The following is a 21,458-nucleotide window of genomic DNA, read 5'->3' on the forward strand; positions in this document are numbered from 1 at the left end:
TAGTTAAAGCTACGCGCCAATAATTAAAACAAATTAGTACCAAGCGGTATTGTATGTGAAACACATAACTATGAAAAAGAAAATATTTGGCCTTTTATTAGTTGCTGCGCTAGGCGCAGTACTGGGCACAGGCTGCGGAAGCCTTCCACGACATTCAGCACCGCCAAAACCACCCGGAGCACCGCGGTAATATTTACCAAGCGGCCCTGGGGGCATGGGCGAGCGCCCTAAAGCAGGTATGGCTTAAGCTAAACCTGCTTTTTTTTATCCCGAATTTTTAAGTCAGCGTATGTTAAATAAAAAAGAGCAGGATTGGCCTTGCGCTATACCTGCTCTCATAAATTTTTAATTAACTAATACTGACAGTTTGATTAAATCTGTTAGTTGAAACAAATATATAAATTATCTTATTAATATAATTTATATCCTACAACTTAAAATGGATAATTTATCCCAATATTGCAATTCGGTTACAATCTGCTGATGATTAGCTGGTTACTGGGTAACTTTCACCGGGATAGGCGTAACGTAGTAAAATGCGCTGCGATCAACATTTTTGATATTTACATCCATTGTTTCGTTCATGCTATTAATATTTACGTTGATGCTGCCATCGGCGTTAGCGGGGAGGGTAACATACTTTTTGGTATCGGCCATGGCGGGGGTAATGCTGCTTTTAACCAGGTTAAGGGTTAGGGCAACTGCGATAATGGTTAGGATAACTTTGGTGTAAAGGTCTGTCTTCATGTTATTTGGTTTTGATCTCAAGGTATGAAGAAATTCAGACTCGCTGAAATAAATCGAAAAACAGAATTTAATTCTGTTTGATTAGGAAATAAAGCTATTTAATTTCATATTTGAAGATCAATCCAAGTATGAAGAATATAATTTACTGTTTGTTTTTATTGGCGGTTTGCAGCTCCGTAAGAGCGCAAGGGAATAAGCGGAAGATGCTCGACCATGTAATCGACGATAACTACCTTGCGGGGATTCAACTTGCGTATTCAGCAAAGGGTAAAACAACACTTTACAATGCGGGGGTTGGCAAACGGGGGCAAACTAAAAAGATAAATGCAAATACAGTTTTCCGTGCGGGGTCATTAGGTAAAGCGGTTTTCGCATATGCCATTATGCGCTTGTATGATAAGGGGCTTATTCATATCGATACTCCTTTATTGGCCTATATAGGTACTTATAATAGATTTGATAGCACCGATAAACAATACGGAAAAATAACCGCGAGAATGGTTTTAAGTCACAGGTCCGGCTTGGCAGAATTCTCGGAATTTGGTAGCGCGAAGGTTAAACTACTATTTGAACCGGGGGGCCTCTTTCGCTTACTCGGGCGAGGGGATCTGGTTCCTGCAAAAAGTTATTGAAGCTATCCTGAAGAAACCTTTTGAGCAAATTATGCAAGAGGAGGTTTTTGTACCCCTTCACATGACAAGCAGCACCTACTTGCAAACCACTAAAATGGACAGCGTTATGCTGGGCACAGTGGTTAAAGACATAGCCTGGATGTACCCCAATGCCGCTTTTAGCCTGCTCACTAATGCGCAGGATTATAACAGGTTCTTACAGGCGTTAATACAAGGGAAGGGTTTAAAGCCGGCAACGCAAAAGCAAATGTTTGCCAAACAAAGCAATGCGCAATGGTTTAATAGGGATACTTCGGCTGCGGATAAGTATATTGATTGGGGGCTTGGCCTTGGTTTGCAGCAAAACGAGAAAGGCATGGCTATTTGGCACTGGGGCAGTACGGATGATTTCTACTCTTTCTTTATCGCATACCCGCGGCAAGGGCAAAGCCTTGTTTTTTTTACCCGCGGTGATCATGGCCTTAAACCTACCGATAAGCTCATCGATGTGTTTTTAGGCAAACAAACCACCCGTGCCATGCAATGGCTTCGCCTGGGGTACGACCAGCCCTTAACCATGGCGCAGCTTTACGCAAGCCTGAGAAAGCAAGGATTTAAAAACGCCGCAAAAATATTAAACAGATTAAAGGGAAAAGGTTACACTTTTTCTGAGCGGGATATTAACGGTTATGGCAACACGTTGTTTAAACAAAAACGCTACACAAAAGCTATTGCCATATTAAACCAGGAGATAAAATGGTATCCGCAAAACCCAAATGCCTATAGCAGCCTTGCAGCGGCTTATGAAGCTGCGGGCAATAAACAGGTAGCGCTTGAAAATTACGTGCGATCTTTATTAATGGATAGTACAAACGTTGCAGTTAAATACCACATAAAAGCATTAAAGCAATCCAGTAAATTTAACCCCGCCGGGCTTAATGCTTTTGAAGGCAGGTTTAAGCGGGAAGACAATGGGATGTTTGTGCAGTTTAAAGTTACCAGCGATAAACTGATCCTTACACAATCATGGGATGGCGGTACACTGGAATTTTTTAGGGTGGGTGACCTGGAGTTTTATAATAGCGAACCCGGCTTTACCCTTAAATTTACAAAAGATGCCAATGGTAATATTGATAAGGAGTTTATGAATGATATACCGGTGGGCTGGTTGAAGGTGAAATGAAACAAAAAAATCCTTCCCGGTTACGGGGAGGATTTGAGCGAAAGACGAGATTCGAACTCGCGACCCCGACCTTGGCAAGGTCGTGCTCTACCAACTGAGCTACTTTCGCGTTGGGGTGGCAAAAGTATAATTTTAGTTTAAATGGCAAAAAAATATTTTGAAATAGTTGAATTTGCTTACATTAGGGCAGTATTTAAAACCTGTCATGATTTATTTAAAAACAATTACACTTACTGAAACCGAAAAGTTAGTGATTGAGCAAGCCTTGCGTAAATGCTCGCTTAAAAGAACCCACGCGCTTGATCTTGTATCTACTGTAAGCGATATAGGTAGCAATAAAATTTTCTTAGGTTACGATAGTAAAAAAGAAGTACAGTTTTCCCGCTTGAGGACTTCTTTTGAAAAATTTTTGCCAAGGATGATAGTTATAATTCCAAAAAATGGAACCGACATCGAATATAAAATTCGGTATAGTTTACTATCTACTGGTGTTATAGTTTTTTGGGCCTTAGGCTTTATTGTTGTCACTGCAACCGCACTTGTAAATAAATATAATTATGAGGGTATTATGGTACCCGCGGTGTTTTTTGCCGGGTTTATGCTTTTAACTATGTTAGAATTAAAGATAATCAGTAAAAGGATACAAAAAGCCATAATCTTAAACTCCTAAACCCGATTGCAGCGGATACCGACCCAGTGCCTAAGGCCTGTGCCGTATAAGCGGAAAGCTGGGCTGGCGGGAGATAGCATTACCAACAAATGCTTTTCAATTATGGTGAAAATGTTCACGTTCACGGCCGTGAACGCACGCGAATATTTATAAATAGCTGATAATAAGTGGTTTAATAAAACACAACTACTGACAAAATAGCGCCACCATTGCTCATGATATTAATCATATGTATTGTTAATTAAAAATTCAGAAATATAGCAGCTTAGTTTCTTTGGTATTGTTCAGAATGCTAAGTTGATAGTGCGGTTTACCTCCTCCCGGCTACTTGGCACACTCAATCAATCAGTTACTGAAAAAACTTTTCGCCCAAGCCCTTGAAAATCAAAAAATAGTGTCTACCTTTGCAGTCCTTAAAATAAGGATAAAACAGTAAATACAAAAAAGGAAAAATGCCTACTATTCAGCAATTAGTTAGAAAAGGTAGAGTAGCTATGGTTGACAAGAGTAAGTCACCAGCGTTGGACAGTTGTCCACAGCGAAGAGGAGTATGCACACGTGTGTACACCACTACCCCTAAAAAACCAAACTCAGCAATGCGTAAAGTTGCACGTGTGCGCCTTACAAATGGTAAAGAAGTTAACGCCTACATCCCTGGTGAAGGCCACAACTTACAGGAACACTCTATTGTACTGATCCGCGGTGGTCGTGTTAAAGATTTACCTGGTGTACGTTATCACATCATCCGTGGTGCGTTAGATACATCTGGTGTTGCGGGCCGTAACCAGCGCCGCTCTAAATACGGAACTAAACGCCCTAAACCAGGACAGGCAGCTGCCCCGGCAAAAGGTGCACCTAAGAAAAAGAAATAATTAAAGGAGGATAGTAACAATGAGAAAATCAAAACCGAAAAAAAGAATCCTTCTTCCTGATCCAAAATTTAACGAAGTATTGGTAACCAGGTTTGTAAATAACATGATGTTTGATGGTAAAAAATCTACCGCTTACACCATATTTTATAATGCAATTGATATTGTTGAAAAGAAAACAAGCGAAAACGGCTTAGACAGCTGGAAAAAAGCTTTGAACAATGTAATGCCTGCTGTTGAAGTAAAAAGCCGCCGTGTTGGTGGTGCTAACTTCCAGGTACCTACAGAAGTTCGCCCGGAGCGTAAAGTTGCCTTGGGTATGAAATGGTTGATCAGCTATGCTCGTCGCCGTGGTGAAAAAACCATGATGGAGAAGTTAGCGGGCGAGATCATATCTGCTGCTAAAGGTGAAGGTGCTGCCGTGAAGAAGAAAGAAGATACGCATAAAATGGCTGAAGCCAACAAAGCGTTCTCTCACTTTAGATTCTAAATAAAATAATTAGTGCGGGAGTAGGGTGCGAGGAGTGGATTAAAACGCTCTGAATACCCCGCTCCCGCACTTAATAAAAAAGAATATGTCAAGAGATCTAAGATATACAAGAAACATAGGTATTGCCGCTCACATTGATGCCGGTAAAACCACTACTACAGAGCGTATTCTGTATTACTCGGGTGTTAGCCATAAAATTGGCGAAGTACACGAGGGTGCAGCTACAATGGACTGGATGGCGCAGGAGCAGGAACGTGGTATTACCATTACATCTGCTGCTACTACTATCGACTGGAAATACAGGGACCAGAAATACCACATCAACATTATTGATACCCCGGGCCACGTGGATTTTACCGTTGAGGTAAACCGTAGCTTACGTGTATTAGATGGTTTGGTTTTCTTGTTTAGTGCAGTTGATGGTGTTGAGCCACAATCAGAAACCAACTGGAGGCTTGCTAACAACTATAACGTTGCCCGTATAGGTTTCGTTAACAAGATGGACCGTAGCGGTGCCGATTTCTTGAATGTTGTTAAACAGGTAAAAACTATGTTAGGCAGCAACGCTGTTCCGCTTCAGTTGCCAATTGGCGCAGAAGAGAACTTTAAAGGTGTTGTTGATTTAATTAACTGGAGAGGTATTGTTTGGAATGAGGCTGATAAAGGTATGACCTTTACCGAAGTGCCTATCCCTGAGGATATGATCGAGGAAGCTACCGAGTGGAGAGAAAAATTATTGGAATCAGTTGCTGATTACGATGAGAGCCTGATGGAGAAATTCTTTGAGGATCCTGCTTCTATCACCGAGCGCGAAATTTTAGATGCATTGCGTAAAGCAGTGTTAGATGCTAAAATTGTACCTATGGTGTGTGGTTCATCTTTCAAAAACAAAGGTGTACAAACCATGCTTGATTATGTGATGGAATTACTTCCGTCACCTATGGATGTTGATGGTATTGTTGGTACTAACCCTGATACTGGCGAAGAAATTATCCGCCAGCCATCAGAAAAAGAACCATTTGCAGCATTAGCGTTTAAAATCGCGACGGATCCTTTCGTAGGCCGTTTATGTTTCATCCGCGTTTACTCCGGTAACTTAGAGGCTGGTTCTTATGTACACAATATGCGTTCAGATAACAAGGAGCGTATCTCCCGTATATTCCAGATGCACGCTAACAAGCAAAACCCTATACCTAATGTAGGTGCAGGTGATATTGCAGCAGTAGTAGGCTTTAAGGATATCAAAACAGGTGATACACTTTGTGATGAGAAATTCCCTATCATTCTGGAGTCGATGAACTTCCCTGAGCCGGTTATCGGTTTAGCTATCGAGCCTAAAACTCAGGCTGATGTTGATAAATTGGGTATGGCTTTAGGTAAATTATCTGAAGAAGATCCAACCTTCCACGTTAAATCTGACGAAGAAACCGGCCAAACCGTAATTAGCGGTATGGGTGAGCTTCACTTAGATATCATTATGGACCGTCTTAAACGTGAGTTTAAGGTAGAGGTTAACCAGGGTGCGCCACAAGTAGCTTTCAAAGAGGCTATCACAGGTACTACACAGCACCGCGAAACTTACAAGAAACAAACTGGTGGCCGTGGTAAATTTGCCGATATCCAGGTTATTATATCACCAAACGATGAAGGTAAAGAAGGTTTAACTTTCGTTAACGAGATCTCTGGTGGTTCTATCCCTCGTGAGTTTATCCCATCTGTTGAAAAAGGCTTCGCGGCTTCATTGGCAAATGGTGTGTTGGCAGGTTACCCGCTTACAGGTTTAAAAGTTCGTTTAATTGATGGTTCGTTCCACGCGGTCGATTCAGATGCGCTATCTTTCGAGTTAGCTGCTAAGATCGCTTACCGTGAAGCGTTACCAAAATGTAAACCGGTATTGCTTGAGCCCATCATGAAGATCGAGATCTTAACCCCTGAAGAAAACATGGGTGATGTTATCGGTGATATGAACCGTCGTCGTGGCCAGCTGTTAGGTATGGATAGCCGCGCAGGTGCACAGGTAATTAAAGCTACTGTACCACTTTCAGAAATGTTTGGTTACGTAACCCAGTTACGTACAATTACATCTGGCCGTGCTACTTCAACCATGGAGTTTGATCACTATGCTGAAGCACCACGTAACGTACAGGAAGAAATAGTTGCTAAAGCAAGAGGCAAAAAAGCTGCTGCAAACGCATAAATATTGATTTGAAGATGAGGTAATTTGAAGATTTGAAAATGATCTTCAAATTATCAAATCTTCAAATTTTCAAATAAACCAATCACCCTAATAAATAGCTCTTAGGGTGGTTTAAATCAAAAACAAAATGAGCCAAAGAATCAGGATCAAATTAAAATCGTACGATTACAACTTGGTTGATAAATCAGCCGAGAAGATCGTTAAAACAGTAAAGCCTACAGGCGCTGTAGTTAGCGGACCACTTCCGTTACCAACCGAAAAGAAAATTTTCACTGTTTTGCGTTCTCCGCACGTTAACAAAAAAGCACGCGAGCAATTCCAATTATGTTCTTACAAACGTTTATTGGATATCTACAGTTCAAACTCAAAAACTGTAGATGCGCTAATGAAGCTTGAATTGCCAAGCGGTGTTGAAGTTGAGATCAAAGTATAACCGTACCGGAAGATCTATAGAAAAAGCCATTCTTGAAAAAGAATGGCTTTTTTGGTTTATCGCTTTTTAAAGCCTTAATTCGTTTACATTATGCGTATGTGGCAGACTAAGTTGAGCATTCCTGTAAATTTACAAACAACCCGTAACCAGGCCTTAGACGGGCTTAGGGGTGTAGCTATTTTGCTGGTGCTGCTTCCGCATTTTGGTATCAATTATTATTTACGACAAGTAGGGCTCAATATGGAGAGCAACATTGGGGTACAGCTTTTTTTTGTGCTTAGTGGCTTTTTGATTACCACCTTGTTAGTAAGCGAAAAACTTACAACCGGGAGTGTAAACATAAAATACTTTTATGTGCGCCGTTGCTTAAGGATTTTACCGGTAGCTTATTTATACCTGCTGGTGCTTATAATATTAAACTACATTTTCACGCTGAATATACCTGCGTTTGATTTCCTGCAATCGTTCATTTTCTATAAAAATTCGCCGCTGCCAAGTTCTTATTATACAGCGCAGTACTGGTCGTTAGCCGTCGAGGTGCAGTTTTACCTGGTTTTCCCGGCTTTATTAGCACTTAATCCCACACGCTACTTTTGGTTTATTTTATCAATAGTGATCGTAGTGCCCTTATTTGCTATTGTTAGTTTTTACACCACCGGGTTATATAATAGCCACACATCCATTGCGCTATTGGCAAAGCTTTGCAGATATGCATTTTGGAAAGGGCCAACCATGATACTCATCGGCTCGGTATTCGCGATGCTGATATTTAAATATAATTTAGATATCAGGTGGTTAGGTAAACCCAAGTACTTAAGCATTATACTGCTATTGTGGACGCTGGTCATTTGCTCACCCCGGTTTTTGTATCATCTTAAATATATTGCCGAATATATCTCGGCCATCATATTTGGCATCATTATTTTAATGAGCATTAACTCTGATAACCTTTTATCCCGAATTTTACGAAGCCCCATTATGGTAAGGATGGGTTTGCTATCATATGGCATATACATCTGGCAGCAACTTTTTGTAGGTAACCATGCCTGGCATCCCTGGCTTAAGTTTTTAAGCCCACAACCGGTTTGGGTATTAATGCTCGTAAAATTTGTCGCGATATCGGTCATCGCAACGCTGTCCTTCAAATTTGAACAGAGATTTTTAAAATTAAAGCAAAAATTTGAACCCGAGAATAGTGCGCAATAAAAAAAAAGCAGCACCGTTAGATGCCACTTTGCTTTAATGTATAAAACTATTGGTTTTTAGGCGGGCCGGCAGGGTCCATCCACATAAACTCCCAGTGGTGGCCATCAAGATCGGCAAAACTGTGTTGGTACATAAAACCGTAGTCGGTAGCCGGGTTAGGTATGGTTGCACCTGCTGCCTCTGCTTTGTTTACCATCTCGTTAACCGCATCTTTGCTTTCGGTAGATATACATATCAGGGATTCTACTTCATTATGTGCATCAATGATCCTTTTTTCGGTAAATGTCTGGAAGAAAGGTTTAGTTAGCAGCATCACGTAAATGGTATCACTGATGATCATGCAGATTGCTTTATCGTTGGTAAACTGAGGGTTAAAAGTGTAACCAAGTTTGGTGAAAAACGCTATCGACTTATCAAGGTCGTTAACAGCCATGTTTAAAAAAAATTGAGTTGCCATAATTGTTGGTTGTTTGTTTATTCAAAAGTACGGTCGTAAACTCATACTTCAAATGTGTAAAAACGACAAGTTAAGGGGGCTTTTGCGACAACAGCCGCAAGGGATCTATAATTGCCCATAATAAGTATCCGACAAAAAATCAAGCCATGCTCCCTCCAATTCATCAACCAGTTGTGGCCTTATAGATATGCCGGATGCCTGTGGCGCCCAGGTTTGTTCGGCAAGGTTGCCGGTTTTCAAGGTGTCGAAAGTAAGGATGCGCTCCTTGTCGGGATTAAGCAAAGCATCTATCCCTATATTAATGCGGTGATAAACGCGCCCATTGCGCGATGCAAGATAAGGTGCTGACACGATAAGCCCCGAGCCGAAAATCCCTCTGGGTTCGGCACCCAGGCGTACAAGATAGGCGCGGTCGCCAATTGCTATACTTTTGTGGCTGGCAACGCTCCAATTATCTACCAGTTGGCCGGTGGCTTTTAGCCTTTCAATGTCTTCATCGATATTCTCCCATTTGAATTTAATGGGGTTCCAACCAAATAAAAAGGCCTTCATGTAAGGGCTATCCGTTGCCGGTTAATTCGTCATTTTTATTGCGCTCGGTTTGCAATTCGCGGGCAAGCTTCTTTTCTTTTTCGTTGGCTTTGGTTTTGTAGGTTTTGTACTCTTCTTCCAGTTCATTATAAAGCTTGGTACGGTAGCTTGCCTCGCGGCTGTGGCTGCCGCTGCGGGCTATTACTATTGCTGCTATAACACCAAAGCCTATAACCAGCCCCCACATAATTAGGTTGTAGGTGCTTTTTGAAAGTGGTACGCCAACCAGGCTCACCTCATCAACTTTGGCTTTTGATTCGGCCACTTGTTGGTCTTTACCGGTTGATGATTTTTTTAAGGTATCAATTGTTTTTGACTGCTCTGCAACTGTTAATTGTGCCTGCTTTAATTGTTTGCGGGTAATGCTAAGCGTATCGTTATAGTTTTTAAACAACGCGGCAACTAAGGGCTGCTGGTAGTTGTAAACTTTGGTAAGCAGGTATTGGTACTGGCCACGCAGGCTTTTATCTACAAGGGCAACAGGAGCTACCGGGCGTTGTTGCACCGCAACAGGGGCTGCTGTTACGCCTGCCGCGCCTGATACAGGCACGGTAGTAACCGCGGGCTTTTTATATGCGCTGTATTTGGGTTTAGCGGCAACAGGTTTAGCAGCGGTTACTTTTTTGGTAGAATCCTGCGCGAGGCTAAAGCCTGCGCTTCCTAAAATAAATATCGCTAACAAGGTGATCCGTAAATTCAAAAGCTTGGTCATATAGTTGTAGGTATCGTTTATAAGATCGGTTACGCTGTGTAAATGTATAATAAGTTAAACGTAACAAATTAATTTAAAGTTTATAAATATTGTTTAAACAAATGGCATGTATCACCACCATCTTTACAAAAGGTGTTAAGTATAGCGGTATATAACAAGGTGTAATTAGCAAAAAGCATATATTAGGCCTTTATTTTATACTATGCGCATAGGTATTATAGGTTTAGGGGATATGGGCCGTTTATACGCCAAAGCTTTCGCGAAGGCGGGCTACACAGTGTGCGGCTGCGATATGCCCCTTAACCGCGAACGACTGGAGAACGAACTCAATCACTTGGGCATCGCCCTGATGGATAACGGTAAAGATGTATCGCGCGTAAGCGACCTTATCATATATTCTGTTGAAGCCGACAAATTGGAGCAGGTGGTGGGCATGTACGGTCCGTCGACAAAGTACGGGGCTATTGTAGCGGGGCAAACGTCTGTTAAGCATCCCGAGATAGCCATATTTGAAAAGTACCTGCCGGCCGATGCGCAGATCATCACCTTTCATGCCATGCACGGCCCGGGCTTTGAGCCTAAAGGCCAAAAACTTATCCTGATCAATCACCGAAGCGAGCCTGATGCTTATCAGCGCATGCTTGACCTTTTTACGGCCTTAGAAACCGACATTGTTGAGATCCCTGATTACCACGAGCACGATAAAATTGTGGCCGATACGCAGGCTGTAACACACGTAGGTTTCGAAAGCATGGGCACCGCCTGGAAATCCGCAGGATTTTTCCCGTGGGAGAACGCTTCTTATATAGGCGGTATCGATAATGTAAAGATCCTGACCACCCTGCGCATCTTTAGCTATAAAGCACACGTTTACGCTGGTTTGGCTATTCTGAACCCTTACGCAAGGCAACAGGTTAAAAGGTATGCCGAGTCGGAATCAGAATTGTTTAAGCTGATGATAAAGGAAGAAGAGCAGGAATTTAGGAAGCGCCTTTACCGCGCCCGCGACTTTGTTTTCCATGAAAGCCGCAAGCCTATTATGTTTAATGATAGCATTATGCGCGAGTTTTCGCTTGCGCGCGATGCGGGGCACCAAAAGCCCAACTCGCACCTAAGTATCTTAAGTATGGTTGATGCCTGGTACCACCTGGGCGTAAACCCTTATGATAACCTGATTTGCCAAACCCCGCCGTTCCGCCTGCGTTTGGGTATTGCCGAATATTTGTTCAAGAACGAGGAGTTGCTGGAAGAATCTATAAAAACAGCCCTTTACGATAAAACCATCCGCGGAGACGATCTGGAATTTCATTCCGCAGTGCGGGAGTGGAGCGCCATCATCGGTTACGGCGATATGGAAGGCTACAAGAAACACTTTAACGAGGTGCAATCCTTTTTTGCAGGCAGGCTGGAAGAAGGCAACAAGCAAAGCGCCGAGCTGATTAAACGGTTAATGATGACTTAAAAGTAGGTGACTAATCGTTAGTTTCTATTTTACCCCAATCAATACGCAGTTCGTTTATATTATTGGTAACCTTGCTTATCTCGTCCCGGTATTTATGATTATCGTTGTCGCTAAATTCTTTGTAAAGCAATTTGTAAAGGCGGCATTCCAGTAATATAATTTTAGATTTTATTGCAGCTACCTTTTTGTCTTTAACAGGCAGAGCCAAAGCTTTCATCTGTTTGCCAATGTTAGAAAGGGTATCCACCCGGCGCATGGTTTTATTATTAAGCATAGCTAATTTATCGGAGCGTGAGAGATCATAACTATGGTAAAAATCGTTGTTAAGCCGGGCAAAAAGGGTGTCGGTTTTAGTTGAAAGCTGCCGCATTTCCTTTAGTTGATATACAGGAGCAAGAAATATACATAACGCAGTGTAAGCTATTGTAATGCCCAAAGCGGTTGTTGCAATAAGGCTTTTATTTTGATGCATTAACCCGATATAAGCTATCCGGCCGAATATAAAACCGGATACCAACCCACCCAAATGTGCTGCATGGTCTATGTCTCTGCCAATCGGAATAATACTATAGCCAATAAATATGGCGGTACTAATAAGCAAAGCCCTGCGTGCGTTCTTCTCGTAGAAGTCGGTGGTTAACAATGCCAGCAGTACGCCAAACAATCCAAAAATTGCGCCTGATGCACCCGCCATTACGCCCTCCTGGTTCCATATAACAGAGGTTGCACTGGCGCAAATGCCGGTAAGCAGGTAAACAAAAAGGTAATTCCATTTGCCAAGCTTGCTCTCAATTAGGGAACCGATGTAGATCAGCACAATCATATTACCTACAATATGCAGGACAGAAAAGTGGAGGAACGTGCTGGTTACAAGCCGCCATAATTGCCCGTGCAGCACTTGGTTTCGCCCGCTAAAACCAATCGAAAGATAGATCTCTTCTAAGTTGATCTCTGCAGCAGCCGGTGCGCCCTGTTTGTGTTGTATATTCAGCGCAACATACATGCCTATCAATACCGCTGTACTTATAATATATATACCAATGTTTGCCAATACCAGGATAGGGGTAACGCTGTAGCCCCGGTTGGGATTAAAATATGATAAAAAGCCGCGAAGTTTTTCCTTATAACCTAATGGAGGGTTATCAAAGCTGATAAACTGGTTATCGGGGATGTTATCAATAAGTTGCTGGGTTGTTTCCTCCAGGTTATTTTGCAAATGATACTCGGCATAAGTTATCTCGCCAAACAGTAATTCTACATTTTTCTCGTTTTTGCCATAATCGGTAAAAAGGGCCTGATAACCAACGCATTCACTTTTTATGACGGCTTGGTTGTCTATTATATGTACAGATACTTCTTCGGCGTATGATGACCACGAAATATTGGTATATGCAATTATCCCATCGTGGTTAAAATAGCCTATGCGCCAGCCAAGGTTAATAAACGCATGATAAACAAGCGTAAGATAATGGCGGGTGTTATAATCATCAAGTGGAACGGTGTTGGTTTTACGTGGCGAAAGGCCCCAGCTCATATTAAAAGTTTAGGTGTAAGTTATAAAGATACATCATCGTTTTAAATACACAAGTTAAAGGGTGGTTATCATTAAATTGAATGGTAATTACGTTGCGTTAATATTTATTTAAAAATAACTTGATAACTATTTGAAAATTAATGTAAAGTTTCTATCTTTGCCGTCCCTTAAGGGGGAAATAATATGCCTTGAACGAAGCCCTACTGCTTCGATGGGCACAAATAAAATAAAGAAAATGTCAGGAATTATTGGTAAAAAAGTAGGAATGACCAGCATTTTCGATGAAGCGGGGAAAAATATTCCTTGTACTGTAATCGAAGCTGGCCCTTGCGTAGTAACCCAGATCAGGTCTGTTGAAACAGATGGATATGCAGCTGTACAGTTAGCATATGGCGAGAAGAAGGAAAAAAACACTTCAGGCCCGTTAAAAGGCCATTTCCAAAAAGCCGGTACTACTCCAAAACGTAAACTTGTTGAATTTAAAACATTCGAAGACGAAAAAGCTCTTGGTGATATGATCACTGTTGAGATTTTTGCCGCAGGCGATTACGTTGATGTAGTAGGTACTTCAAAAGGTAAAGGATTTCAGGGTGTTGTAAAACGTCACGGTTTTGGTGGTGTGGGTATGCAAACTCACGGTCAGCACAACCGTTTACGTGCTCCAGGTTCATTGGGTGCATCATCATGGCCTTCACGTGTATTTAAAGGTATGCGTATGGCGGGTCAAATGGGTAACGTTCGCGTTAAAGTACAAAACCTTGAAGTGGTTAAAGTATTTGCAGAGCAAAACCTAATCGTAGTTAAAGGTTCTATCCCCGGAGCTAAGGGTTCATTCGTAATAGTGGATAAATAAGATGGAAATCAACGTATTAAATCTATCAGGTAAAGAAACAGGTGCCAAGGTGCAACTGCCTGAGTCCGTATTCGGAGTAGAGCCTAACGATCATGCTATTTACTTAGATGTAAAGCAGTTCTTAGCTAACCAACGCCAGGGTACGCACAAATCAAAACAACGTAATGAAATTGCAGGTAGTACCCGCAAATTACATAAACAAAAAGGTACAGGCGGCGCCCGTGCAGGTAGCATCAAATCTCCATTGTTTAATGGTGGTGGTCGTGTTTTCGGTCCGCAGCCACGTGATTACAGCTTTAAATTAAACAAAAAGCTTAAATCATTGGCCCGTGCTTCAGCTTTATCATACAAAGCAAAAGATAACAACATTTTGGTTCTTGAGGACTTCAGCTTTGACGCCATCGCAACCAAAACGTATATTAAAATGGAAGCCGACCTGAATGTTACTAACGATAAAACGTTATTAGTATTAGCAGGTGCCGAAAATAACAACGTTTATTTATCAAGCAGGAACCTGAAGAAAACTAAGGTTATATCAGTTGAGCAGCTTAACACTTATGATGTGTTAAACGCCGGCAAACTAATCTTAACTACAGGCGCTGTTAAAACTTTGGAGGAAGCATTAGCTAAGTAATTATGGAAATTTTAAAGAAACCCTTACTTACTGAAAAAGTAGCTCAACTTACTGAGAAACTTAACCGCTACGCGTTTAAAGTTGACCACAGGGCTAACAAAATTCAGATCAAAGGCGCTATTGAGACTATGTATGGTGTTAACGTTACAGCAGTTAACACAATGAAATATGTAGGTAAACTTAAAACCCGCAACACAAAAGCAGGTGCAGTATCTGGCCGTGCCGCTACTTATAAGAAAGCCATTATCACGCTGAAGGATGGTGAAACAATAGATTTTTACAGCAATATATAATTAGGACATGGCAGTAAAGAGATTTAAACCGGTTACGCCGGGTACCCGTTTCAGGATTGATGTAATCAACTCCGATATTACTACAAATGTTCCCGAAAAATCGTTGGTTGTTTCAGCCAACACAAGATCGGGCGGTCGTAATCACAGCGGTAAAATGACTATGCGCTACCTTGGTGGTGGTCATAAACAAGCATACAGGTTAATTGACTTCAAACGTAATAAGTTTGACATCCCTGCAAAAGTTGCAACTATCGAGTACGATCCAAACAGATCTGCACGTATAGCATTGCTACACTTTGTAGACGGTGAAAAAAGATATATGATAGCTCCGGAAGGCTTAACAGTTGGAACGGTAGTTGTATCTGGCGAGACTGCAGCACCAGAGGTTGGTAACACCATGCCTTTGAAAAACATCCCGTTAGGTTCTATCATCCACAATATTGAGTTAAACCCAGGCCAGGGTGGTGTTATTGCCCGCAGTGCCGGTACTTACGCTCAGTTATCAGCACGTGATGGCAAATATGCCATTATCAAATTGCCTTCAGGCGAAACACGTATGATCTTGTCAACTTGTTTGGCAACTATCGGTACCGTTTCAAATGGCGAAAAAGCAAATGCCGTGTTAGGTAAAGCTGGCCGTAACCGCTGGTTGGGCCGTCGCCCAAGAGTTCGTGGTGTTGCCATGAACCCGGTAGATCACCCTATGGGTGGTGGTGAGGGTAGATCATCAGGTGGTCATCCACGTTCACGTAAAGGTTTGTTAGCTAAAGGCTTCAAAACTCGTGACAAGAAAAAAGGGTCAGATCGTTATATCATTGAAAGAAGGAAGAAATAATAATGGCACGTTCAATTAAAAAAGGACCTTACATAGATCATAACCTGGAAAGAAAAGTTCTGACCTTGAATGATGCAAGTAAAAAATCAGTTGTAAAAACATGGTCGCGCCGTAGCATGATCTCTCCTGATTTCGTTGGTCATACATTCGCAGTACACAATGGTAACAAGTTTATCCCTGTGTATGTAACAGAAAATATGGTTGGTCACAAGTTGGGAGAATTTGCACCAACCCGCACATTCCGCGGTCACGCAGAAAAGAAAAAATAAGGCATGGAAGCAACAACTAAAATCAAAAAGTCTGTACTGATCAGGCAACAGAAAGAAGCGGCTAAACTCGTAGTGGGTGGCTCTTCGGTTGCTAAACTACAGAACTGTCCAACTTCACCACGTAAAATGCGTTTGGTGGTTGATCTGATCCGTGGTGAAAACGTTGAGAAAGCGTTATACATCTTAAAATTTACTAACAAAGAAGCAGCTATACGTGTAGAGAAACTTTTGTTATCAGCCATTAAAAACTGGGAAGCAAAAAACGAAGGCAAACGTGTTGAGGATAGTGCCTTATTTGTAAAAGAAGTATCAGTAGGTGGTGGCCGTCAATTAAAGAGGTTACGCCCTGCACCACAAGGTAGAGGTTTCCGTATCCGCAAACGTTCTAACCATGTAACTCTAATTGTGGATAGTAAAAACGATAACAACTAATTTGAAATGGGACAAAAAGCACATCCAATAGGTAACAGGTTAGGCATCATCCGCGGTTGGGATTCTAATTGGTTCGGTGGAAATCACTATGCCGACAAATTAGTTGAAGACGAAAAGATCCGCAAATACTTATCAGTACGTATCAACAAAGGTGGCGTATCTAAAGTAGTTATAGAACGTACTTTAAAACGCATCACTGTAACCATCCACACTGCCCGTCCGGGTATTGTAATTGGTAAAGGCGGTGCCGAGGTTGATAAGATCAAGGAAGAGTTAAAAAAATTAACAAAAAAAGATGTTCAGATCAACATCTTCGAGATAAAACGCCCTGAGCTTGATGCCCAGTTGGTTGCCGAAGGTATTGCTAAACAACTTGAAGCACGTATCTCTTTCCGTCGTGCCATGAAAACTACAATTGCTTCTACCATGAGAATGGGTGCCGAAGGAATTAAAGTGATGACATCAGGCCGTTTAGGTGGCGCTGAGATGGCACGTACCGAACAATATAAAGAAGGAAGAATTCCTTTGCATACTTTCCGTGCCGATATTGACTATGCTTTGGCAGAAGCCTTAACTACTTATGGTAAAATAGGTGTTAAAGTATGGATCTGTAAAGGTGAAGTTTACGGCAAACGCGATCTATCTCCAAACATTGGCGGTACAAGCAGCGCAAGCGGTAAAGGCGGACGCCCTGAAGGTGGCGCACCAGGTTTCGGCGGCCGTGATAATGCACGTGGCGGCGAAAGAGGTGGCGAGCGCAGAGGCGATCGTAAACCAGGTGCCGGTGGCAACAACGACCGCAGAGGCGGTGGTGGTGGCCGCCCGGGTGGGCCAGGTCAAGGTGGTGGTAACCGTCCAGGCGGCCCCGGAAGAAGATAACAAGAATTAGAAAAGACATATCCGTAAGGATATAAAAGCTTAATAAAATGCTACAGCCAAAAAGAACGAAGTTCAGAAAGATGCAAAAAGGCAGGATGAAAGGTTTAGCCAGTCGTGGTACTGAACTTTCATTTGGATCTTTCGGTATAAAATCACTCGAAGCCGCCTGGATAACCAGTCGCCAGATCGAGGCTGCACGTATCGCTGTAACACGTTTCATGAAACGTGAAGGCCAGGTGTGGATCAGGATATTCCCTGACAAACCTGTAACAAAAAAACCGGCAGAGGTACGTATGGGTAAAGGTAAAGGTGCACCAGAATACTGGGTTGCAGTTGTACGCCCGGGCAGGATGATATTTGAAGCAGAAGGTGTGCCTTTAGATGTTGCTAAAGAGGCTTTACGCCTGGCAGCACAAAAGTTACCTGTGCAAACAAGATTTGTAACACGTAGGGATTACGTAGAAGCATAAATTTAAGGTTGAAAGTTGTAAGTGTTGAAAGGTTGTAGAGTTATTTGCAGCCGCCATAAGGTAACATTAACACATTTAAACTTTCCAACATTACAACAACAATAAAGAACATGAAGAACTCAGAAATTTTAGAGCTTACAACCGAAGAATTGTCAGCAAGACTGGGCGAGGAAAAATCAACTCTTACTAAACTGAAATTTGCACACGCGGTTTCGGCTATTGAGAACCCAACCCGCATTACTAAAGTGCGTAAGGATATTGCTCGTTTAACTACTGAACTAACAAAACGCAAGGCGGCGTCAGCTTCTGAACAGAATTAATTTTTAAGCGTCGGAAAACAATGGAAAGAAATTTAAGAAAAACACGTACCGGCCTGGTAGTAAGCAATAAGATGGAAAAGTCTATTGTGGTTGCTGTAGAGCGGAAGGTGAAGCACCCCATCTATGGTAAATTCGTAAAGAAGACTACCAAATTTATGGCTCATGACGAAGCAAACACCTGTGGTGTTGGCGATACCGTATTGATTATGGAAACCCGTCCGTTGAGCAAAAACAAAAACTGGAGATTAGTTCAAATTATAGAGAGGGCTAAATAAGATGGTACAACAGGAATCAAGATTAAATGTAGCCGATAACAGCGGAGCTAAAGAAGTTTTAGTGATACGCGTATTAGGTGGTACAGGTAAAAGATATGCTTCTATTGGCGATAAGATAGTAGTTACCGTAAAAAGCGCTTTACCATCAGGTAACGTTAAAAAGGGTACTGTATCTAAAGCAGTAGTGGTTAGAACCAAGAAAGAGATACGCAGGAAAGATGGTTCATATATCCGCTTTGACGATAACGCAGCCGTTTTGTTAAACAACCAGGATGAGCCAAGGGGCACACGTATCTTTGGCCCTGTTGCCAGAGAATTACGTGAAAAACAATTTATGAAAATTGTATCATTAGCACCGGAGGTATTGTAATATGGAAAAGAAAAACACAAAACCAGCTAAATTAAAGATCCGCAAGGGCGATTTAGTAAAGGTTATAGCCGGAGATTCAAAAGGATCACAAGGTAAAATAGTTGAAGTTATCATTGAAAAACACAGGGCTATAGTAGAAGGTGCCAACATGGTATCAAAACACACTAAGCCTAATGCAGCCAACCCTAACGGCGGTATTGTAAAGCAGGAAGCTGCTATACATATATCTAACCTGGCACTGGTTGAACCATCAACAGGTAAAACAACCCGTGTAGGCCGTAAATTAAACGATGCCGGCAAATTGGTTAGAGTATCAAAAAAATCAGGGGAGGAAATTAAGTAATGACTTACGTACCAAGATTAAAAACAAAATATAAGGAAGATATCCGCACAGCGCTTAAGGACAAGTTTGCCTACAAAAGCGTAATGCAGGTTCCTAAATTGCAAAAAATTGCTATCAACCAGGGTGTTGGCGGTGCTACTACCGATAAAAAACTTATCGAGAACACTATCACCGAGTTAACCACCATTACCGGCCAGCAAGCTGTTGCATCAAAATCTAAAAAGGATATCTCAAACTTTAAATTACGTAAAGGTATGCCAATAGGTGTACGTGTAACTTTACGTGATAACACGATGTATGAGTTCTTAGACCGCTTAATTGCTGTTGCCCTGCCACGTATCCGTGACTTTAAAGGTATCAACGACAAAGGTTTTGACGGCCGCGGAAACTATACATTAGGTATATCAGAGCAAATTATCTTCCCGGAGATCAACATTGACAAGATCAACAAGATCCAGGGTATGGATATTACCTTTGTAACCTCGGCAACTAACGATGTTGAAGCATTGGAGTTACTGAAACAATTTGGTTTACCATTTAAAAATCAAACACCAATTAACAATGGCTAAAGAAGGCGTAAAGGCTCGTGAAGTAAAACGTGCCAAATTAGTAGCAAAATTTGCTGAAAAAAGAGCAGCGTTAAAAGCAGCCGGCGATTACATAGGTTTAGACAAATTGCCTAAAGCTTCATCACCGGTTAAATTACATAACCGTTGCAAATTAACCGGCCGCCCCCGTGGTTATATGCGCCAGTTTGGTATATCACGTGTTACATTCCGTGATATGGCATTAGCTGGTAAAATACCAGGTATTAAAAAGGCAAGCTGGTAAGCAAAATATCGGCCTTGAACTGAAATTCAAAACATAGTACAATATGTTTTGAATTTTTTTGTATTTTCGCGGCTCGAAATTTTATAATGAATTAACCGATAGAAGGTCGCCCGGGATGTTACCGGGGTTGAAACCACTATCATAAACAACAATAATGAATACAGATCCAATCGCAGATTATCTTACAAGAGTAAGGAATGCTATTAAAGCCAACCATAGGGTTGTTGAAATTCCTGCATCAAATCTGAAAAAGGAAATCACTAAAGTGCTTTTCGAAAAAGGTTACATTGCTAATTACAAGTTTGAGGATAACGGCCCTCAAGGCACTATTAAAGTTGCTTTGAAGTACCACCCTATAACTAAGATCCCTGCTATCCGCAGCATTTCACGTATTAGTAAACCAGGTTTGAGGAAATACGCAGGTACAGACAACTTACCACGCGTATTAAATGGTTTAGGTATCGCTATCTTATCGACTTCGAGAGGTGTAATGACCGACAAAGAAGCTCGTACACAAAATGTGGGTGGCGAAGTTTTATGCTACGTTTATTAATAGGAGGAAATTAAGCAATGTCAAGAATAGGAAAAGCACCTATTGCAATTACCGGCGGTGTTACCGTTACCGTATCAGCAGATAATGTTGTTACTGTTAAAGGCCCAAAAGGTGAATTGCAACAGGCAGTTGATAGAGATATCATCATTGAGCAAGAAGGCGGCGAGTTATTAGTAAAACGCCCTTCAGATCAAAAACGTCACAAAGCGCTACACGGTTTATACCGTTCGCTTTTAAATAACATGGTTATTGGTGTAACTACCGGTTACAAAATTGAGCAGGAATTAGTAGGTGTGGGTTACCGCGCAACTAACACCGGCAATACATTAGACCTTGTGTTGGGTTATTCTCACCACTATGTGTTTCAATTACCAGTAGAAATTAAAGTTTCAACCACTGCTGAGAAGGGTAAAAACCCAACCATCATCCTGGAATCAAACGATAAACAATTGATTGGACAAGTTGCGGCGAAAATTCGTTCGTTACGTACTCCGGAGCCTTACAAAGGTAAAGGTATCAAGTTTGTTGGCGAAATATTGAGAAGAAAAGCAGGTAAATCAGCATCTAAAAAATAATCGTCATGAAATTATCAAGAAGAGACAGGATTAAAAAAGGCATCAGAAAACGCCTTTCAGGATCAACAGCACGCCCACGTTTATCTGTATTCAGAAGCAACAAAGGCATCTACGCACAAATTATTGACGATGTTACTGGTAAAACTATTGTATCAGCTTCATCATTATCAAAAGATTTTGTTGCAAGTGGTACAACCAAATCAGACCAATCTACTGCCGTAGGTAAATTAGTAGCCGAAAAAGCTATTGCCGCAGGTATTAAAGATGTAGTGTTTGACAGGAATGGATACCTGTATCACGGCCGTATTAAATCATTGGCCGAAGGTGCACGTGAAGGTGGTTTAAACTTTTAATCGAAACAGGA

31 protein-coding genes and 1 tRNA gene are annotated in these 21,458 nt (G+C 41.7%); 26 read left to right on the top strand and 6 right to left on the bottom strand.

Going from position 1 to position 21,458, the window contains the following annotated elements:
* Positions 1-495: 495 nt before the first annotated feature.
* Complete coding sequence (locus tag ABIB39_RS19290; protein ID WP_354431824.1) at positions 496-747, bottom strand: hypothetical protein; 252 nt, start codon at positions 745-747, stop codon at positions 496-498.
* Between the two features lie 128 nt (positions 748-875).
* Here ABIB39_RS19290 and ABIB39_RS19295 point away from each other — a divergent pair, with 128 nt between their 5' ends.
* Entirely contained in the window at positions 876-1,379 is a 504-nt protein-coding gene (locus tag ABIB39_RS19295) for a serine hydrolase domain-containing protein (protein ID WP_354431825.1), read from the top strand.
* Positions 1,315-2,541 carry a serine hydrolase gene (locus ABIB39_RS19300; RefSeq protein ID WP_354431826.1) on the top strand — a complete coding sequence of 409 codons (1,227 nt, stop codon included), beginning with the start codon at positions 1,315-1,317 and terminating at the stop codon, positions 2,539-2,541. The genes ABIB39_RS19295 and ABIB39_RS19300 overlap by 65 nt, the downstream gene beginning before the upstream one ends.
* 36 nt (positions 2,542-2,577) lie before the next feature.
* Here the strand turns inward: ABIB39_RS19300 and ABIB39_RS19305 are convergent.
* Positions 2,578-2,650 (bottom strand) — tRNA-Gly (locus ABIB39_RS19305).
* Between the two features lie 96 nt (positions 2,651-2,746).
* Here ABIB39_RS19305 and ABIB39_RS19310 point away from each other — a divergent pair.
* From ABIB39_RS19310 to ABIB39_RS19335, 6 genes are all read left to right on the top strand, one after another.
* Positions 2,747-3,211, top strand: a complete 465-nt coding sequence (locus tag ABIB39_RS19310) for a hypothetical protein (RefSeq protein WP_354431827.1) — start codon at positions 2,747-2,749, stop codon at positions 3,209-3,211.
* A 452-nt stretch (positions 3,212-3,663) separates the two neighbouring features.
* The gene (gene rpsL, locus ABIB39_RS19315; RefSeq protein WP_191161789.1) at positions 3,664-4,083 is read left to right on the top strand and encodes a 30S ribosomal protein S12; all 420 of its coding nucleotides are present in this window, start codon (positions 3,664-3,666) and stop codon (positions 4,081-4,083) included.
* 19 nt (positions 4,084-4,102) lie between these two features.
* On the top strand, positions 4,103-4,570 hold the full coding sequence (rpsG, locus tag ABIB39_RS19320) for a 30S ribosomal protein S7 (protein ID WP_121245903.1): 468 nt from the start codon (positions 4,103-4,105) through the stop codon (positions 4,568-4,570).
* 85 nt (positions 4,571-4,655) lie between these two features.
* Positions 4,656-6,767: an elongation factor G gene (fusA, locus tag ABIB39_RS19325; protein WP_354431828.1), complete on the top strand. Its 2,112-nt coding sequence runs from the start codon at positions 4,656-4,658 to the stop codon at positions 6,765-6,767.
* A 127-nt stretch (positions 6,768-6,894) separates the two neighbouring features.
* Complete coding sequence (rpsJ, locus tag ABIB39_RS19330; protein WP_022830652.1) at positions 6,895-7,200, top strand: 30S ribosomal protein S10; 306 nt, start codon at positions 6,895-6,897, stop codon at positions 7,198-7,200.
* Positions 7,201-7,296: 96 nt separating this feature from the next.
* Positions 7,297-8,406 (top strand): acyltransferase family protein, encoded by a 1,110-nt coding sequence (locus ABIB39_RS19335; protein ID WP_354431829.1) that lies wholly within the window; start codon positions 7,297-7,299, stop codon positions 8,404-8,406.
* Positions 8,407-8,452: 46 nt separating this feature from the next.
* Here the strand turns inward: ABIB39_RS19335 and ABIB39_RS19340 are convergent, their stop codons facing one another.
* From ABIB39_RS19340 to ABIB39_RS19350, 3 genes are all read right to left on the bottom strand, one after another.
* On the bottom strand, positions 8,453-8,863 hold the full coding sequence (locus ABIB39_RS19340) for a VOC family protein (RefSeq protein WP_354431830.1): 411 nt from the start codon (positions 8,861-8,863) through the stop codon (positions 8,453-8,455).
* A gap of 105 nt (positions 8,864-8,968) precedes the next feature.
* On the bottom strand, positions 8,969-9,415 hold the full coding sequence (locus tag ABIB39_RS19345; protein WP_354431831.1) for a hypothetical protein: 447 nt from the start codon (positions 9,413-9,415) through the stop codon (positions 8,969-8,971).
* 7 nt (positions 9,416-9,422) lie between these two features.
* Entirely contained in the window at positions 9,423-10,166 is a 744-nt protein-coding gene (locus tag ABIB39_RS19350; protein WP_354431832.1) for a hypothetical protein, read from the bottom strand.
* Between the two features lie 202 nt (positions 10,167-10,368).
* Between ABIB39_RS19350 and ABIB39_RS19355 the strand changes: the two genes are divergently transcribed.
* Complete coding sequence (locus tag ABIB39_RS19355) at positions 10,369-11,628, top strand: NAD(P)-binding domain-containing protein (RefSeq protein WP_354431833.1); 1,260 nt, start codon at positions 10,369-10,371, stop codon at positions 11,626-11,628.
* A gap of 10 nt (positions 11,629-11,638) precedes the next feature.
* Here ABIB39_RS19355 and ABIB39_RS19360 read toward each other — a convergent pair whose 3' ends face one another.
* Positions 11,639-13,162 (bottom strand): rhomboid family intramembrane serine protease, encoded by a 1,524-nt coding sequence (locus ABIB39_RS19360; RefSeq protein ID WP_354431834.1) that lies wholly within the window; start codon positions 13,160-13,162, stop codon positions 11,639-11,641.
* 235 nt (positions 13,163-13,397) lie between these two features.
* Here ABIB39_RS19360 and rplC point away from each other — a divergent pair, with 235 nt between their 5' ends.
* The 17 genes from rplC (at position 13,398) to rplR (ending at position 21,447) form a co-directional block, all read left to right on the top strand.
* Positions 13,398-14,015: a 50S ribosomal protein L3 gene (rplC, locus tag ABIB39_RS19365; protein WP_354431883.1), complete on the top strand. Its 618-nt coding sequence runs from the start codon at positions 13,398-13,400 to the stop codon at positions 14,013-14,015.
* A gap of 1 nt (position 14,016) precedes the next feature.
* Complete coding sequence (rplD, locus tag ABIB39_RS19370) at positions 14,017-14,649, top strand: 50S ribosomal protein L4 (protein WP_252757832.1); 633 nt, start codon at positions 14,017-14,019, stop codon at positions 14,647-14,649.
* A 2-nt stretch (positions 14,650-14,651) separates the two neighbouring features.
* Complete coding sequence (gene rplW, locus ABIB39_RS19375) at positions 14,652-14,942, top strand: 50S ribosomal protein L23 (RefSeq protein WP_354431835.1); 291 nt, start codon at positions 14,652-14,654, stop codon at positions 14,940-14,942.
* Positions 14,943-14,949: 7 nt separating this feature from the next.
* Positions 14,950-15,777, top strand: a complete 828-nt coding sequence (gene rplB, locus ABIB39_RS19380) for a 50S ribosomal protein L2 (RefSeq protein ID WP_354431836.1) — start codon at positions 14,950-14,952, stop codon at positions 15,775-15,777.
* A 2-nt stretch (positions 15,778-15,779) separates the two neighbouring features.
* Positions 15,780-16,046: a 30S ribosomal protein S19 gene (gene rpsS / locus ABIB39_RS19385; protein WP_067059750.1), complete on the top strand. Its 267-nt coding sequence runs from the start codon at positions 15,780-15,782 to the stop codon at positions 16,044-16,046.
* 3 nt (positions 16,047-16,049) lie between these two features.
* Positions 16,050-16,478 carry a 50S ribosomal protein L22 gene (rplV, locus tag ABIB39_RS19390; RefSeq protein WP_067059749.1) on the top strand — a complete coding sequence of 143 codons (429 nt, stop codon included), beginning with the start codon at positions 16,050-16,052 and terminating at the stop codon, positions 16,476-16,478.
* A gap of 6 nt (positions 16,479-16,484) precedes the next feature.
* Positions 16,485-17,357, top strand: coding sequence for a 30S ribosomal protein S3 (gene rpsC / locus ABIB39_RS19395; RefSeq protein ID WP_354431837.1), 873 nt, complete (start codon positions 16,485-16,487; stop codon positions 17,355-17,357).
* 47 nt (positions 17,358-17,404) lie between these two features.
* On the top strand, positions 17,405-17,827 hold the full coding sequence (gene rplP, locus ABIB39_RS19400; protein WP_129876197.1) for a 50S ribosomal protein L16: 423 nt from the start codon (positions 17,405-17,407) through the stop codon (positions 17,825-17,827).
* Between the two features lie 110 nt (positions 17,828-17,937).
* Positions 17,938-18,147 carry a 50S ribosomal protein L29 gene (rpmC, locus tag ABIB39_RS19405; protein ID WP_252757837.1) on the top strand — a complete coding sequence of 70 codons (210 nt, stop codon included), beginning with the start codon at positions 17,938-17,940 and terminating at the stop codon, positions 18,145-18,147.
* Positions 18,148-18,167: 20 nt separating this feature from the next.
* Positions 18,168-18,422 (top strand): 30S ribosomal protein S17, encoded by a 255-nt coding sequence (gene rpsQ, locus ABIB39_RS19410; RefSeq protein ID WP_354431838.1) that lies wholly within the window; start codon positions 18,168-18,170, stop codon positions 18,420-18,422.
* A gap of 1 nt (position 18,423) precedes the next feature.
* Positions 18,424-18,792 carry a 50S ribosomal protein L14 gene (gene rplN, locus ABIB39_RS19415; protein WP_073405786.1) on the top strand — a complete coding sequence of 123 codons (369 nt, stop codon included), beginning with the start codon at positions 18,424-18,426 and terminating at the stop codon, positions 18,790-18,792.
* Between the two features lies 1 nt (position 18,793).
* Positions 18,794-19,135 (top strand): 50S ribosomal protein L24, encoded by a 342-nt coding sequence (gene rplX, locus ABIB39_RS19420; protein WP_354431839.1) that lies wholly within the window; start codon positions 18,794-18,796, stop codon positions 19,133-19,135.
* Positions 19,135-19,704, top strand: coding sequence for a 50S ribosomal protein L5 (gene rplE / locus ABIB39_RS19425; RefSeq protein WP_354431841.1), 570 nt, complete (start codon positions 19,135-19,137; stop codon positions 19,702-19,704). Before rplX ends, rplE begins: the two co-directional genes overlap by 1 nt.
* On the top strand, positions 19,697-19,966 hold the full coding sequence (gene rpsN, locus ABIB39_RS19430; protein ID WP_354431842.1) for a 30S ribosomal protein S14: 270 nt from the start codon (positions 19,697-19,699) through the stop codon (positions 19,964-19,966). Before rplE ends, rpsN begins: the two co-directional genes overlap by 8 nt.
* Before the next feature lie 154 nt (positions 19,967-20,120).
* Positions 20,121-20,519, top strand: a complete 399-nt coding sequence (gene rpsH, locus ABIB39_RS19435) for a 30S ribosomal protein S8 (protein WP_457132732.1) — start codon at positions 20,121-20,123, stop codon at positions 20,517-20,519.
* A 17-nt stretch (positions 20,520-20,536) separates the two neighbouring features.
* Entirely contained in the window at positions 20,537-21,094 is a 558-nt protein-coding gene (rplF, locus tag ABIB39_RS19440) for a 50S ribosomal protein L6 (RefSeq protein WP_354431843.1), read from the top strand.
* Positions 21,095-21,099: 5 nt separating this feature from the next.
* Positions 21,100-21,447, top strand: coding sequence for a 50S ribosomal protein L18 (gene rplR / locus ABIB39_RS19445; protein WP_252757840.1), 348 nt, complete (start codon positions 21,100-21,102; stop codon positions 21,445-21,447).
* The last annotated feature ends 11 nt before the right edge of the window (positions 21,448-21,458 follow it).

The sequence above is a fragment of the Mucilaginibacter sp. UYP27 genome (assembly GCF_040547175.1).
Classification (GTDB): domain Bacteria; phylum Bacteroidota; class Bacteroidia; order Sphingobacteriales; family Sphingobacteriaceae; genus Mucilaginibacter.